Here is a 13,693-nt window from a genome sequence, read left to right on the forward strand (position 1 = left end):
TCCATATCCGGTATTGGCGTCGGGTAGCGGCGGGTGGCGTGGGACGGTCACGATGGCTACAGCGCTCGCATGACGACACCGCTCAAGATCGTATCGTGGAACATCAATTCGGTCCGCTTCCGCCTCGACATCGTCGAACAATTCCTGCGCGAGATGGCACCCGACATCCTGTGCCTGCAGGAAACCAAGGTGGTCGATCAGGATTTCCCGACCGACAGCTTTCGCGCGCTCGGCTACACCCACATCGTGCTCCACGGGCAGAAGATGCACCACGGCGTCGCGATCGTGTCGAAGGTCCCGCTGGTCGAGGATGACCGCTTCGACTGGCAAGCCAATCAGGAGGCGCGCCATGTCGGCGTACGGCTCGAATCGGGGCTGCGGATCGAGAATGTCTATGTGCCCGCCGGCGGCGACGTGCCCGATCGCGCGGTGAACCCCAAATTCGGCCAGAAGCTCGATTTTCTCGAGCGGATGACGCAGTGGTCGCAGGGGCTGACCGTGCCGACGGTGCTCGTCGGCGATCTCAACATCGCGCCGCTCGAATCGGACGTGTGGAGCCATAAGCAATTGCTCAAGACCGTCAGCCATACGCCGATCGAGGTCGCGGCGATCGACCGGCTCAAGGCGTCGAACAGCTGGGTCGATCTCGGGCGGCATTTCTTCCCGGCACCGGCGCGACTGCATACGTGGTGGAGCTATCGCTCGGTCGATTGGACGGTCAACGATCGCGGCCGGCGACTCGACCATATGTGGGCGACCGCCGATGTTGCGGCCAAGGCGACGCGGCACCATGTCTATGAGGAATGCCGCAGTTGGCTCAAACCCTCCGACCATGTGCCGATCATGACCGAGTTCGCGATATGAGCGCTTCCATTCCTGGCGACGCGCACAAGACCGCGCTCGCAATCGACGCGTTGCGGCGCGGATGGCCGGTCGCGATCGCGGGTGCCGACGGCACGCTCGCGCTGCTGCCGATCGAGACCGCCGATCCGCCGCGGCTTGCCGCGTTCGATCCGGACGCAAGCGCACCGCTCTTGCTTTCGGCGGGCCGCTCGGCGACGCTCAAGCTCGCCAACCAGCTCGAGGCGGCAGCGCCCGATGCACCGGTGCTGGTCGAGCGCGTGCCGTGGATCGACTTCGCGATGGCGACCGCGCTTGCCGATCCGCAATTCGATCTCGACACGCCGATGAAGGGACCGTTCCGCGCGATCCATCTCGCTGAGACCGAGGCCGGGGCCGCTGCGCTACGCCTCGCGCGGATTGGCGGCGTGCTGCCGGCGTTCTTCGCGCGCGCGGGCGAATCGGCCGCATTGGTGCTGACACCGGGCGATATCGACGCGCATGAGGACGCCGCGCGGCTCACCATCGCGACGCGCGCGCATCTCCCCGTCGTCGGCGCCGAAGATGCCGAGATCGTCGCGTTCCGGACGCCGGAAATGCCCGGCGAGCATATCGCGCTGCTGATCGGCAAGCCCGACGGCCGCCCGCCGCTCGTGCGGCTGCACAGCGAGTGTTTGACCGGCGACATGCTCGGCAGCCTCAAATGCGACTGCGGGCCACAACTCCACGCTGCGATCGACGCGATTGCCGTGAGCGGATGGGGGATCGTGCTCTACCTGCGCCAGGAAGGACGCGGGATCGGGCTGATCAACAAGCTCCGCGCCTATGCGCTGCAGGATCAGGGGTTCGACACGGTCGACGCCAATACGCGGCTCGGCTTTGCGGTCGATTCGCGCAACTTTGCCGTCGCGGCACGGATGCTCGCATTGCTCGGGCAGACCTCGGTACGGCTGCTGACGAACAATCCGCAGAAGGTCGCACAACTCGAGGGCGCAGGGATCCGCGTGGTCGAGCGCGTGCCGCATTTCCTCCCGGCCAACCCGCACAACGAGCGCTATCTCGCGACAAAGCGCGACCGCACGGGGCATCAGTTCTAGGCGATAAGGCGCCGGATCGTCGCGAAGTCGCCCGCCACATCGTGCACCCCGATCGCGCGCAGCTTGTCGGCATGATCGGGGCCGCAATGCGTGCCGCCGACGAAGCCGATGACATGCGCCCCCGAGGCGACCGCGCCGGTCGCCCCGACGGGCGAATCCTCGACGATCACGCAGCGCGCGATGTCGACGCCGAGTGCTGCTGCGGCGTGGAGATAGATGTCGGGTGCGGGCTTGCCGTTGACGACATGTTCCTTGCCCGAGAACAAGCGGTCGCCGAATGCGTCCCGCAGGCCGATATGCTCGAGATGCCGCGCGATCCATGCGGTCGAGCTCGACGAGGCAATCGCCTTGGGCTGCGTGGGCGGCAAGTCGAGAATGAACTGCACCGCCCCTTCGACCGCGTCGATCCCCTCGCGCATCACGCGATCGTCTTCGGCGCGGCGCGCGGTGTGAAAATCGTCGGGAAGCGTGCGCCCGATCCAGCGCTCGACTGCGCCGATGAACGACGCGCCCGACAGGCCCATGAAATTGGCGAACGAATCGGCCGCCGTGGTGGGATGGCCGATGCTCGTCAGATAGTCGGCGATCTGGCGGTTGCCGACCGCTTCGCTTTCGATCAGCACGCCGTCGAAATCGAAGATGATCGCATCGAAGGTCATGCCCGGCTTCCAAACAGAGCGGTGCCGACGCGGACATGCGTCGCGCCGAGCATCACCGCGGTTTCGTAATCGCCCGACATGCCCATGCTGAGCGCATCGAGACCGTGGTCGCGGGCGATCTTGGCGAGCAAGGCAAAATAGGGGGCGGCCTCGGTTTCGAGCGGTGGGACCGCCATCAGCCCGAGGATCGGCAGCGCCGCTGCGCGCGCTTCGGCGAGCAATGCGGGCAGATCCGCGATCGGACAGCCGCCCTTTTGCGGCTCGTCGCCGATGTCGACCTGAAGGAAGCAGTCGGGCCGGCGGTCGCGCTTGTCCATCGCGCGGCCGAGCGCGGTGACGAGCGAAGGGCGGTCGACCGAATGGATCACATCGAACAGGCCGACGGCGTCCTCGGCCTTGTTCGATTGCAGCTGCCCGACGAGATGGAGCGCGACACCCGGATAGGCATCACGCAGCGCGGGCCATTTGGCCTGCGCTTCCTGCACGCGATTCTCGCCGAACGCGCGCTGGCCGGCGATGAGCAAGGGCTCGATCGCTTCGGCGGGCTTGGTCTTTGAGACGGCGATCAGCGTGACCGACTCGGGTTTGCGGTCGGCAAGCGCGGCGGCATGGGCGATCGCGGCCTGGACGGCGGCGAGCGCAGCGGCAGGGGCGGCGGTGGGGTCGTCGGTGGACATTGGCGGCGCTATAGGCGCGACTATGCCCCTGCGTCACCCCATATGCCGCAATCGTCCCACGCCGGCGCTGTGGCTGATGACCGACGAGCGGATGGGCGCGGCGCTATGGCCCGCGCTCGCCGCGCTTCCGAAGGGAAGCGGGGTGGTGTTCCGGCATTTCGCCACTGCGCCCGCCGAGCGCGCCGCGCTGTTCGCCCGCGTCGCGCAGATCGCACGGCAGCGGGCGCTCGTGCTGGTCGAGGGCGGCGGCGCCGCGCAACGCCGCGCGCTGCACCCGGCGCATTCGCTTCGCGAGGCGATCGCCGTACGCCGCGCCGGTGCCGCCGCGGTGCTGGTCTCGCCGGTCTATCCGACGCGAACGCATCCCGGCGCGCGCGCGCTTGGGCCGTTGCGCGCCGCGGCGATCGCGCGCGCAGCGGGATGTCCGGCAATCGCGCTGGGCGGCATGACGCGCGCGCGGTTCAAGCGGATGAAGGCGCTGGGGTTTGTCGGCTGGGCGGCGATCGACGGGCTGACGCCCTGAGTCGCGTCAGAAGCGGAACGCGGTCCCGACATAGACGGCCTGGCTGTCGCGACGAGTCGCATCGGCGGCAGGCTGTTCGATCAGACGATCCCGCTCGGCCTTGTAGCGGACGCCGGCAGTGACATCGATCCGCCGCGTCAGCGCATACGAGCCGCCGACGTCGATCGAATAGGCCGGGGCGTCCTCGATCAACTTGGGCGCGCCGGCGAGCGGACGATCGGTCGCTGCCTTGACGCGGCCGGTGAAGCGGTTGCCGGTATAGCTCACGCCGAGATCGGCGGCCTCGCGACCACCGGGCAGACCGGCGAGGTCGACCTTCGAGACGTCGCCCGAGACGGCGAAGCGCTTCCAGCCGACGGCGACGCCGAGATTGTAGGCGATCGGCGTCAGGCTGGTGGTCGAGGCCGCAACCGGCGCAGTACGATCGACCACGGCGATGCCGCGCGCCGAGCGGGCGCGAATCGCAACCGTCACGGGACGGGCGCCTTCGCCGCGTGCATCGGACGGGGTGAAGCGGAAGCCGCTGGTATCGAGACCACCGCGCGCGAAGATCGCAGCGAGCCGGGGATCTGCAGACGCCGGAGTGAACGAACCGATGCCACGCACGAACACGGGCCGCTTGGCGACAAAGCGTGCCGCTGGCGATTCGCTTGCGCCGAGTGCCGGAGCCACGGCACAGCCGAGGGCGACGAGCGACCCCACAGCAATCCCGGACAACCAACGAACAGACAACACGTGCGACCCCTTTGTGCGAGCCTCAATTCGGCATCGCTTATCTGACAACGCGCCTATCACGAATCAATTCCGTCGCACCACCGTAATGGCGCAATTTCCCTGAAGAGTGTCACGAAGGACACACATTGCGCGATGCCCCGTTCGACCTTGCCCGATCGTCGAGGGAGCTGCCGGAGGTGTTGCTTGCGGCGAACGCGCAACATTCTATAGATACCGCCACTCCCAAGTCTCCGTTTTGCTCAGGAACCGCCGATGATCCGCCGCTCAGGCACCGCGCCCCGCACCCTTTTCGTGGTTTCATGCGCGCTTGCCGCAACGCTGTCGCTCGGCGCGTGCGGCCAAAAGGGTGGCCGCCCGGTCAACGCCGATCTCGCCGCGTCGAAGGTGACGACGATCGGCGTCAATGCGTATCTCTGGCGCGCGAGCCTCGACACGCTGAGCTTCATGCCGCTGCTGCAGACCGATTCGAACGGCGGCGTGATCGTGACCGACTGGTACATCAACCCGGCGGCGCCTTCGGAGCGCGTCAAGGTGACGGTGACGATCCTCGACCAGGATCTGCGCGCCGACGGCCTGCGCGTTGCAGCGCTTCGCCAGGTCAACCAGGGCGGCCAGTGGGTTGCGGCCCCGGTCCAGGCGGCAACCGTCCAGAAGCTCGAAGACATCATCCTGACCAAGGCGCGTGACCTGCGTCGCGCCGCCGTCGCGGGCTGAGGCAGCACTCTTATGGCGTCACGCTTCAATGCGCTGAAGGCGGACGCGGCTTGGCAGAAGGTGTGGGACGACCGCGCCACCTTCGCCGCGGACGATAGCTCGACCAAGCCGCGTTCCTACGTGCTCGAGATGTTCCCCTATCCATCGGGGAAGATCCACATGGGCCATGTCCGCAACTATACGATGGGCGATGTGCTCGCACGCTATCGGCGGATGACCGGCATGGAAGTGCTCCACCCGATGGGGTGGGACGCGTTCGGCATGCCCGCCGAGAATGCCGCGATGGAAAAGGGCGTCCACCCCGGCGGCTGGACGCGTGACAATATCGCGACGATGAAGGCGCAGCTGAAGCGGCTGGGCTTCGCGCTCGACTGGAGCCGCGAGCTCGCGACCTGCGAGCCCGAGTATTACGGGCACGAGCAGGCGCTGTTCCTCGATCTGTTCGCGGCCGGGCTCGTCTATCGCAAGGAAAGCTCGGTCAATTGGGATCCGGTCGACATGACCGTGCTCGCCAACGAGCAGGTGATCGACGGGCGCGGCTGGCGCTCGGGCGCGCTGGTCGAGCGGCGCAAGCTGTCGCAGTGGTTCCTCAAGATCACCGATTTTGCCGACGAATTGCTCGAAGGCCTCGACGGGCTCGAGCATTGGCCCGACAAGGTCAAATTGATGCAGGAGAATTGGATCGGGCGCAGCCAGGGGCTGCAGTTCCGGTTCAAGCTGTCCGACGGCGGCGCGGTCGAGGTGTTCACCACGCGCCCCGACACGATCTTCGGGTCGAGCTTCGTCGCGGTCGCTGCCGATCACCCGATTGCGCAGGCGCTGGCGGCCGAGAACCGCGCCGCCGCCGAGTTCATCGCTGTGTGCAAGCGCGGCGGCACCACCGCGGCCGAGCTCGACACGCAGGAGAAGCTCGGCTTCGACACCGGCCTCACCGCGGCGCATCCGTTCGACCCCGCGTGGCAGCTGCCGGTCTACATCGCCAATTTCGTGCTGATGGAATACGGCACCGGCGCGGTGTTCGGCGTCCCCGCGCACGACCAGCGCGATCTCGATTTTGCACGGAAGTACGATCTGCCGGTGCGCCGCGTCGTCTCCGACGGCGACGTGACCGACCCGGCGTTCGAGGGCAACGAAGCCGCCACTGGCCCGGGAACGCTCGTCAACTCGCACTTCCTCGACGGCATGGACGTCGAGGACGCCAAGCGCGTGGTCATCCAGCGCGCCGAGGGCGAGGGTTGGGGCACCGGCTCGACCGTGTTTCGCCTGCGCGACTGGGGCGTCAGCCGTCAGCGCTATTGGGGCACGCCGATCCCGATCATTCACTGCGACGCGTGCGGCGCGGTGGCGGTGCCCAAGGACCAGCTCCCCGTCGTGCTGCCCGAGGACGTGGCGTTCGACATTCCCGGCAACCCGCTCGATCGCCATCCGACCTGGAAGCATGTCGCGTGCCCGTCATGCGGCGGGCAAGCGCGGCGCGAGACCGACACGCTCGACACCTTCGTCGATTCGTCGTGGTACTTCATCCGCTTCGCCAGCCAGCCCAAGGACAAGCCGTTCGACCGCGCCGTTGCGGAAAAGTGGCTGCCGGTCGCGCAATATATCGGCGGGGTCGAGCATGCGATCCTGCATCTGCTCTACGCCCGCTTCTGGACGCGTGCGCTGAAGCATATCGGGCTGCTCGACGTCGCCGAGCCGTTCGCGGGGCTGTTCACGCAAGGCATGGTCACGCACGAGACGTATAGCCGGCAGATCACCGAGCTCGGCAGCGACGGCGTCGACAGCATCACCAAGCCGCTATGGCTGTCGCTCGACGATATCGTCCGCAACGGCGACGGCTGGACCGAGAAAGCGACCGGCGCGACGGTCACCGTCGGCCGCGTCGAGAAGATGTCGAAGTCGAAGAAGAACACCGTCGACCCGACCGGCATCGTCGATCAGTATGGTGCCGACGCGACGCGCTGGTTCATGCTCTCCGATTCACCCCCCGAGCGCGATCTGCCATGGAGCGAGAGCGGGATCGAAGGCTCGTGGCGCTTCATCCAGCGGCTGTGGCGGCTGTTCGACGGCGAGCGTGCCGGGGAGGGTGGTGCCAAAAACGCCGCGCTCGACCGCAAGCTGCACCAGAGCATCGCCGGCATCGCGCTCGATATCGAGGCGCTGGGCTTCAACAAGGCGGTCGCCAAGCTGTACGAGCTCACCGCCGCGATCGAACGCGCCGAGCCCTCTGCGTCGCGCGACACCGCAATCGCCACGCTGATGCGGCTCGTCGCGCCGATGGCGCCGCATCTCGCCGAAGAGGCGTGGGCCGCCGCCGGGAATGAAGGCCTGATCGCCGACGCGCCGTGGCCCGCAGTCAATGCCGCATTGCTGGTCGAAGACGAGGTCACCATCGCGGTGCAGGTCAACGGCAAGCTGCGCGACACGCTGACGCTGCCCAAGGGCCATCCGAGCGATGCGGTCGAGGCCGCAGCACTCGCCTCGGACAAGATCGTCCGCATCCTCGAAGGCAAAGCCCCCCGGAAGGTCATCGTCGTGCCCGATCGTCTCGTGAACATCGTCGCATGATGCGGCGGCTTGCCCTCCTCGTCCCGTTCGCCGCGCTCGCGCTGGCGGGCTGCGGGCTGCATCCGCTCTACTCGGGGGGCGGCTCTGGCATGGTCGCGGGCGGGCTGACGCAAATCGAGGTCGGTCCGATCGAGGGCAAGTCGGGCTGGCTGATGAGCAATGCGCTGCGCGACCGGCTCCACGCGCAGGCGACCCCGCGCTACCGGCTCGAGATCAAGCTCGACGATCAGATCACCGGGCTCGGCGTCAATCGCGACAACAGCATTTCGCGCGAGCGCCGGACGCTCCGCGCGCGCTATCAGCTGGTCGACCTGTCGAACGGGTCGGTGCTGCTCGACGCGACCGCCGGGTCGGACGCGGGCATCGATGCGGTGAATTCGGAATATGCGACGATCGCCGCCGAAGACACTGCGCTCGAGCGGCTGTCGCAGATCGTTGCCGACCAGATCGTCGCGCGTGTCGCAACCTATGTGCAGCGTACCGCGCCCGAGCCGCGCTGACATGCCCCGCGGGCGGGCGTCGTGAAAGCCAATCTCAGCCAGCTGACGCGCGCGATCGACAGCGGCAACCCCGACATCCGGCTTTACGTGCTGTACGGCCCCGATGAAGCGGGCGCGCGCGACATAGCGGCGCGTGTCGCGCGCGCGCTCGGGCCCGATGCCGAGCGTGTCGATCTCGAGCCCGCTCTGCTCAAGGCCAATCCCGGGCGGCTTGCCGACGAAGCCGCGTCGATGTCGCTGTTCGGCACCGCCCGCCACATCCGCGTCGCGGGCGCGGGCGAGGAAAGCGTCGCGGCGGCGACCTTGCTGCTCTCGGCCGAGCGCGCGGGCAATCCCGTCGTCCTGCTCGCGCCCAGCGCCAAGGCGACATCAGCGCTGGTCAAGCTTGCGACGGGCGACCCGCGCGCAATGTCGTGCGTGTTCTACGTCCCCGAGGGCGGCGAGGCCGACAAGATCGCGACGAGCATCGCGCGCGAACAGGGCCTGCGCACGATGGGCGGCACCGCCGCGCGGATCGCGCTCGCGGCTGCGGGCGACCGAGCGGTAATGACGCGCGAGCTCGAGAAGATCGCGCTCTATCTCGACGCCGCGCCCGAGCGGCCGCGCGAGCTCGACGATGCCGCGCTCGATGCGATCGGCGCGGATCTCGGCGATTCGGAAATGTCGCGCGCGATCGATGCCGCGATCGGCGGCGGGCCCGACGTGCTCGGCGAGGAACTGGCGCGGCTCGCGGTCGCGGGCGTCTCGCCGATCCCGTTGCTGCGACAGCTCGTGCGCCGCCTGATGAGTCTCGCCGAACTGCGCGCCGAGATCGATAATGGCGCGAACATCAACAGCGTGATCGAGCGCGTTTTCTTTCGCGAACGCGCGGCGACCGCGGCGGCGCTGCGGATTTGGTCGGCACCCAAGATCAGCGACGCGATCGACCGCGTCCGCCGCGCCGAACGCGCGACAATGGCGCCGTCCAACGCGGGAACCGTCCTGTCGGACGCAGCGATGCTCGGCGTTGCGCGGATGGCGGCGCGCCAGCGCGGTTAAGCGCCCGGCGGCAACGCCCAGTCGATCGTGCCGCGCCCGTGCGCGGTGAGAAACGCGTTGGCGGCGGAGAAAGGACGGCTGCCGAAAAAGCCGGTATAGGCCGACAAAGGCGAGGGATGCGCCGCCTTGAGCACGAGGTGCCGGCCACCCTGCGTCACGTCCTGAACGAACGCCGCCTTCTTCTGCGCGTGCGCGCCCCACAGCACGAAGACGGTGGGATCGGGCGACGCCGCCACCACGCGGATCACTGCGTCGGTAAACCGCTCCCAGCCGCGTTTCTGGTGTGAGGCAGCGGCGCCCATCCGCACCGTCAGCACCGCGTTGAGCAACAACACGCCCTGCGCCGCCCATCCGTCGAGCAGGCCGTGCGGGGCAGGTGCGATGCCGAGATCGGCGTCGAGCTCCTTGTAGATGTTGCGGAGACTCGGCGGGATTCGTACGCCGTTCGGGACCGAGAAGCTCAATCCGTGTGCCTGGCCCGGCCCATGATACGGATCCTGCCCGAGGATCACGACGCGCACCGCTTCGGGCGGCGTCAGTTCGAGCGCGCGAAACCAATCGGCGCGGGCCGGGAAGATCTCGGTTCCCGCTGCCTGCTCGGCATCGAGGAAGGCATCGAGCGCCTGCATGTACGGCTGCGCGACGTCGCCCGCCAACGCGTCGCGCCAGCGCGGAGGCAAGGGCTGCATCGTCGTCCCGTCAGCGCTTGCGGACGAACTCGGCACGCAGCACGAGGCCCTTGATGCCCTCGTAGCGGCAATCGATTTCCTGCGCGTCTCCGGTCAGCCGGATCGCCTTGATCAGCGTGCCGCGCTTGAGCGTCTGCCCGGCGCCCTTGACGGTGAGATCTTTGATCAGCGTGACCTGATCGCCGTCCGCGAGCACGTTGCCGACCGAATCGCGGACGACGACGGTATCGTCGGCCGCGGCGGCTGGCGCGTCGGCCGCGGCGACCCATTCGCCGCTGGCTTCGTCATAGATATAGCTGTCGGTGTCGCTCATGTTCAGCTCTTGATCGTGACCATCGGGACAGGCTGGCCCTTGCTGGTCGGATTCGAGGCATTGGCCTTGGGGGCTTTCTCGGCCTTGGGCTTGCGCACTTCCTTGTTCGATTTCTTCTGGCTCTTCGCCATGACGGTTCCTGACCGGGGCGAAAGGCCCCGCCCAACCCTAGCGCCAAAGCGCGGGGGGACCCGCATCAATTCGGACACGCGCGGGTCGATCGCGTGCGCCACGATCGAGGACGGATCGCGGTGCCCTGTGTGGCGGGCGCCCGTTACCCTGCGGCCGGACGCTGGTCGCCTTTGCGTCCGGCACTCCCCGACAATCGCTCAGTACGACCCCGGGACCTGGCGCTGCCCGGAGTCGGGATGGTCGGGCGTCATCAGTTCGAGCGCGGCGGTATCGGCGCGGAACGAGCGCGCCGCGACGCTGCTCGTCGCGGCAGCGGTGATCGGGGTGCAGCTGCGCCCGGCGAGATAATCGAGCGCGGCGCGCGTCGAGCTTTCGAGCGGGCTCCCCATTTGATGGGTGATGTCATCATTTGCCTGGCAGCTGGCCTCGACGATGCTGCGCACGCCATCATAATAGGCGCCTTGGCGGTTGGCATTTTGCAGTGCGAAGGCGATGACGCGGAGCCGATCGTCGCATTGCGGGCGGTCGAGCGCGATCTGCCCGACGGGCTTGCCATAAGTGTTGGTGCCGATCAGCCCGACATTGGCGCGCAGATACGGAATCTGCGCCGCGAGGACGAGCTCGCTCGCCGAGGCGGTGCCCGCGGTCCCGATAAACGCGATTTTGGTCGGCGTGATCGATTGCGGCTGCGGCGCGAAGAACGCGGTCGTGTTGTTCGCGGACTTCTCGGGCCGGAAGGTCATGTAGTCGATCACGTCCGACGTCGCGCGGTTCGCGCCGAGCAGATTGCTCATCAACTCGGCGATCGAGACCAGTCCGCCGCCATTGTAGCGCAGATCGATGATGACGTTGGTGATCCCGGCGGTGCGGAACGACGCGAAGGCCGCCCGCAGCGCGGGATCGGCGGTCGAGATGAAGGTCCGCAGGTTGATATAGCCGACCTGGCGGCCGCCATCGTTGATGATCTGCGCGCCGTAGCGGCTCGAGACCGGGGTGAGCGCGAAATCGGTCTTGCTGAGCGTCACAGTGCGCGTCCCGCCGGCGTCGTTGATCCGGAGCAGCCGCGTCGTTCCGGCGGTGTTGGGGCCGAGCGCATCGCTTACCCCCGCGCTCCCTTGCGTGGCGATGATCGAATCGACCGTGCGGAGATCCGCCGTTGTCGTACCGATCGCAAGGATCTCGGTTCCACGATCGATTCCGGCGGCGAGCGCGGGGGTGCCCTCGAAGGTTTCCGCGCTGAACGCGCGCCGCGCGGTCGAATCGATCGCCAGACGGAAGCCGAAGCCGGCGCTCGCGCCGCTGTCGTAAAACGCGGTCTCACTCGCGATCGAGGTGAGGTACGTGAAATAGCGGTCCTTGCGCTGCGCCCGCGCCGTTGCCGTCAGCGCGTCGACATAGTCGCTGACCGTCGCATAAGGCGTCGGGTCGAGCACGGCGGGCAGCGTATCGGGGAACAGATACCATTCGCGGAGCTGGGCTGCCGCCCAATCCTGGCGGTCGCGCAGCGAACAGCCCGCGACGGTGGTTGGGGTCGGGGTGGGTGTCGGCGCGGGAGTCGATGCGGTCGGGCTCGAGGTCGACCCGCCTCCGCCGCCACCGCCACCACTGCAGGCCGACAGCAAGGCGGCAAGCGCCAGACAATGGGTCACGCCGCGCCGCTTCGTCATCAACAACTCCCCCAAAGAAGAGCAGCTTAAGGGCCTGTATCGACCTTGTCAGTCCGAAAATGCGAGGGCGTCGAAAGACACGCGGTTGCCCGCTCCCGATCAAGCGATCGGGGCGAGCGACACGGCGGTCGAGGCCAGAAGGGCGGTGAGCATGAATGCGGCGACGAGCGAGACGGCGACGCGTTGGAGCGATTCGAAACGGTCGGTCATGATGGAGGTCCCTTTGCAATCTGGCGCTCCGGACCATCCGAAGCGTCGATGCCAAGACCTTTGCATGCGCCGTGCCAGATAAAGAAAAGTAGCGAAAACAACGTAATAGCGTAGCTCTCCGCAAGGTTACCGAAGGCTGCATTGGAAGTTACGCCAAATATAGGCGTAGCGTGCTACGTTAGACGGACTTGATTCCGGCCGCCGTCCTTTGCTGCGTAGAGCAGCTTGTCGGCGCGCCCGAATACGGCGCCGAGCGGCTCTCCGACGTCGGCCGACGACAGCCCGGCGGAGAAGGTGACCGCGCCAAGTGGCGTGTCGGTCTCGCGCAATCGGTAGCGCTTGGCATCGACGGTGAGTCGCGCCGATTCGAGCGTCGTGTGGGCCTTTGCGAGATCGACGTTCGAGAACAGGATCACGAATTCCTCGCCGCCGTAGCGTGCGACGAAATGGCCGTCGCAGGCCGTGCTCAACGCCTCGGCGATCGCCTTGAGCACGCGGTCGCCGACCGAATGGCCGAACTGATCGTTGACGCGCTTGAAGCGATCGACGTCGCATACCGCGAGGCACAGCCGGGTGCCGCGTTCCATGTGCTCGGCAAACGCCTCTTCAAACGCGCGGCGGTTGGGAAGTCCGGTCAGCGGGTCGCGGCGGGCGTCGCCGCGCGCTTCCTCGAGCTTCTCGCGCAATTGGTCGGCCTCGGACGTCGCGGCCTGCAAGCGCGCCTCGGCCGAGCGGACGCGATCTAGCATCACCGCGGTCAGCCGAACCAAGTCGTCGCTGTTCGCGCTGCCCTGCATCGCCGTTGCGCTCGCGGCGAGATCGCGTCCGAAATCGGCGGTCTCGGCGCGCATCGAGCGGACCATGTCGGTGAAGCCCTCGACCTGCATCTGGGTCTGCGCGACGAGTCCGTCGGACGGAGCGGGATCGTTCGACGATTCGGCGTGGCCGCCGCCAAGCGTCTCGATGTCGCGCGTCGACAAGCGGATGCCGCCCTCGGTCATCGTCCCGACCGACTGGGCGAGCACGCCGGTGGGATTGCACACCACCTCGTGTGCGAACGCGTAATGCGCCGGGTCGGCGCTCAGGCGGTGCAGCCTCAGGAACGCACGGACGCAATCGAAGACCTGCGCAGCACGATCTTCGGCTGCAACGAGCCGTGTGCTCCTCGCTAGACCCATCGCTGTCAAAGCCCCTCAGCATCATGTGCCACACGCGGTGGCCAGTCCTGCCTGTCTACACGCCAACTGCTAAAATTGGGTGACTGGCCGTACTCACAGAAACGCGGGGCGTCAGCGACGTGATGGCTGGCGAAACCCCGCCAGCCGCTTTAGGCA

15 protein-coding genes are annotated in these 13,693 nt (G+C 67.4%); 7 read left to right on the plus strand and 8 right to left on the minus strand.

Annotated elements, in window-relative coordinates:
- The first annotated feature begins 69 nt into the window (after positions 1–69).
- Positions 70–864 carry an exodeoxyribonuclease III gene (locus tag IE187_RS12805; protein ID WP_189676566.1) on the plus strand — a complete coding sequence of 265 codons (795 nt, stop codon included), beginning with the start codon at positions 70–72 and terminating at the stop codon, positions 862–864.
- Positions 861–1,937, plus strand: coding sequence for a GTP cyclohydrolase II (ribA, locus tag IE187_RS12810; RefSeq protein ID WP_133191120.1), 1,077 nt, complete (start codon positions 861–863; stop codon positions 1,935–1,937). Before IE187_RS12805 ends, ribA begins: the two co-directional genes overlap by 4 nt.
- Here the strand turns inward: ribA and IE187_RS12815 are convergent.
- Together IE187_RS12815 and IE187_RS12820 are read right to left on the minus strand one after the other, a co-directional pair.
- Complete coding sequence (locus tag IE187_RS12815) at positions 1,934–2,596, minus strand: HAD family hydrolase (protein WP_133191118.1); 663 nt, start codon at positions 2,594–2,596, stop codon at positions 1,934–1,936. The two genes, ribA and IE187_RS12815, sit on opposite strands and share 4 nt — an antisense overlap.
- A complete protein-coding gene (locus IE187_RS12820) occupies positions 2,593–3,273 on the minus strand; it encodes a YggS family pyridoxal phosphate-dependent enzyme (protein ID WP_189676567.1) in 681 nt (226 codons plus the stop codon). Before IE187_RS12820 ends, IE187_RS12815 begins: the two co-directional genes overlap by 4 nt.
- Before the next feature lie 76 nt (positions 3,274–3,349).
- On the opposite strand from IE187_RS12820, the gene IE187_RS12825 reads away from it, so the two are divergent.
- Positions 3,350–3,796: a thiamine phosphate synthase gene (locus tag IE187_RS12825; RefSeq protein ID WP_229839392.1), complete on the plus strand. Its 447-nt coding sequence runs from the start codon at positions 3,350–3,352 to the stop codon at positions 3,794–3,796.
- A 6-nt stretch (positions 3,797–3,802) separates the two neighbouring features.
- Here IE187_RS12825 and IE187_RS12830 read toward each other — a convergent pair whose 3' ends face one another.
- A complete protein-coding gene (locus IE187_RS12830; RefSeq protein ID WP_438810928.1) occupies positions 3,803–4,468 on the minus strand; it encodes a hypothetical protein in 666 nt (221 codons plus the stop codon).
- Between the two features lie 315 nt (positions 4,469–4,783).
- Here IE187_RS12830 and IE187_RS12835 point away from each other — a divergent pair, with 315 nt between their 5' ends.
- From IE187_RS12835 to IE187_RS12850, 4 genes are read left to right on the plus strand one after another with little or no spacing between them, the layout of a single operon-like run.
- On the plus strand, positions 4,784–5,245 hold the full coding sequence (locus IE187_RS12835; RefSeq protein WP_133191112.1) for a DUF3576 domain-containing protein: 462 nt from the start codon (positions 4,784–4,786) through the stop codon (positions 5,243–5,245).
- Positions 5,246–5,257: 12 nt separating this feature from the next.
- Positions 5,258–7,810, plus strand: coding sequence for a leucine--tRNA ligase (leuS, locus tag IE187_RS12840; RefSeq protein ID WP_189676569.1), 2,553 nt, complete (start codon positions 5,258–5,260; stop codon positions 7,808–7,810).
- Positions 7,807–8,310: an LPS assembly lipoprotein LptE gene (gene lptE, locus IE187_RS12845; protein ID WP_189676570.1), complete on the plus strand. Its 504-nt coding sequence runs from the start codon at positions 7,807–7,809 to the stop codon at positions 8,308–8,310. The genes leuS and lptE overlap by 4 nt, the downstream gene beginning before the upstream one ends.
- A gap of 21 nt (positions 8,311–8,331) precedes the next feature.
- The gene (locus IE187_RS12850) at positions 8,332–9,348 is read left to right on the plus strand and encodes a DNA polymerase III subunit delta (RefSeq protein WP_133191106.1); all 1,017 of its coding nucleotides are present in this window, start codon (positions 8,332–8,334) and stop codon (positions 9,346–9,348) included.
- Here IE187_RS12850 and ung read toward each other — a convergent pair.
- The 5 genes from ung to IE187_RS12870 all read right to left on the minus strand — a co-directional run bounded on the left by ung (position 9,345) and on the right by IE187_RS12870 (position 13,537).
- Positions 9,345–10,037 carry a uracil-DNA glycosylase gene (gene ung / locus IE187_RS12855; RefSeq protein ID WP_189676571.1) on the minus strand — a complete coding sequence of 231 codons (693 nt, stop codon included), beginning with the start codon at positions 10,035–10,037 and terminating at the stop codon, positions 9,345–9,347. The two genes, IE187_RS12850 and ung, sit on opposite strands and share 4 nt — an antisense overlap.
- 10 nt (positions 10,038–10,047) lie before the next feature.
- Positions 10,048–10,350, minus strand: a complete 303-nt coding sequence (locus IE187_RS12860; RefSeq protein WP_229839393.1) for an alkylphosphonate utilization protein — start codon at positions 10,348–10,350, stop codon at positions 10,048–10,050.
- Positions 10,351–10,352: 2 nt separating this feature from the next.
- Entirely contained in the window at positions 10,353–10,481 is a 129-nt protein-coding gene (locus tag IE187_RS21615; RefSeq protein WP_268249508.1) for a hypothetical protein, read from the minus strand.
- A 198-nt stretch (positions 10,482–10,679) separates the two neighbouring features.
- Complete coding sequence (locus IE187_RS12865) at positions 10,680–12,149, minus strand: S41 family peptidase (protein WP_189676572.1); 1,470 nt, start codon at positions 12,147–12,149, stop codon at positions 10,680–10,682.
- Positions 12,150–12,532: 383 nt separating this feature from the next.
- Positions 12,533–13,537 carry a GGDEF domain-containing protein gene (locus IE187_RS12870; protein WP_189676573.1) on the minus strand — a complete coding sequence of 335 codons (1,005 nt, stop codon included), beginning with the start codon at positions 13,535–13,537 and terminating at the stop codon, positions 12,533–12,535.
- Positions 13,538–13,693 lie beyond the last annotated feature (156 nt).

The sequence above is a fragment of the Sphingomonas glacialis genome, from assembly GCF_014653575.1.
GTDB classification, from domain to species: domain Bacteria; phylum Pseudomonadota; class Alphaproteobacteria; order Sphingomonadales; family Sphingomonadaceae; genus Sphingomonas; species Sphingomonas glacialis.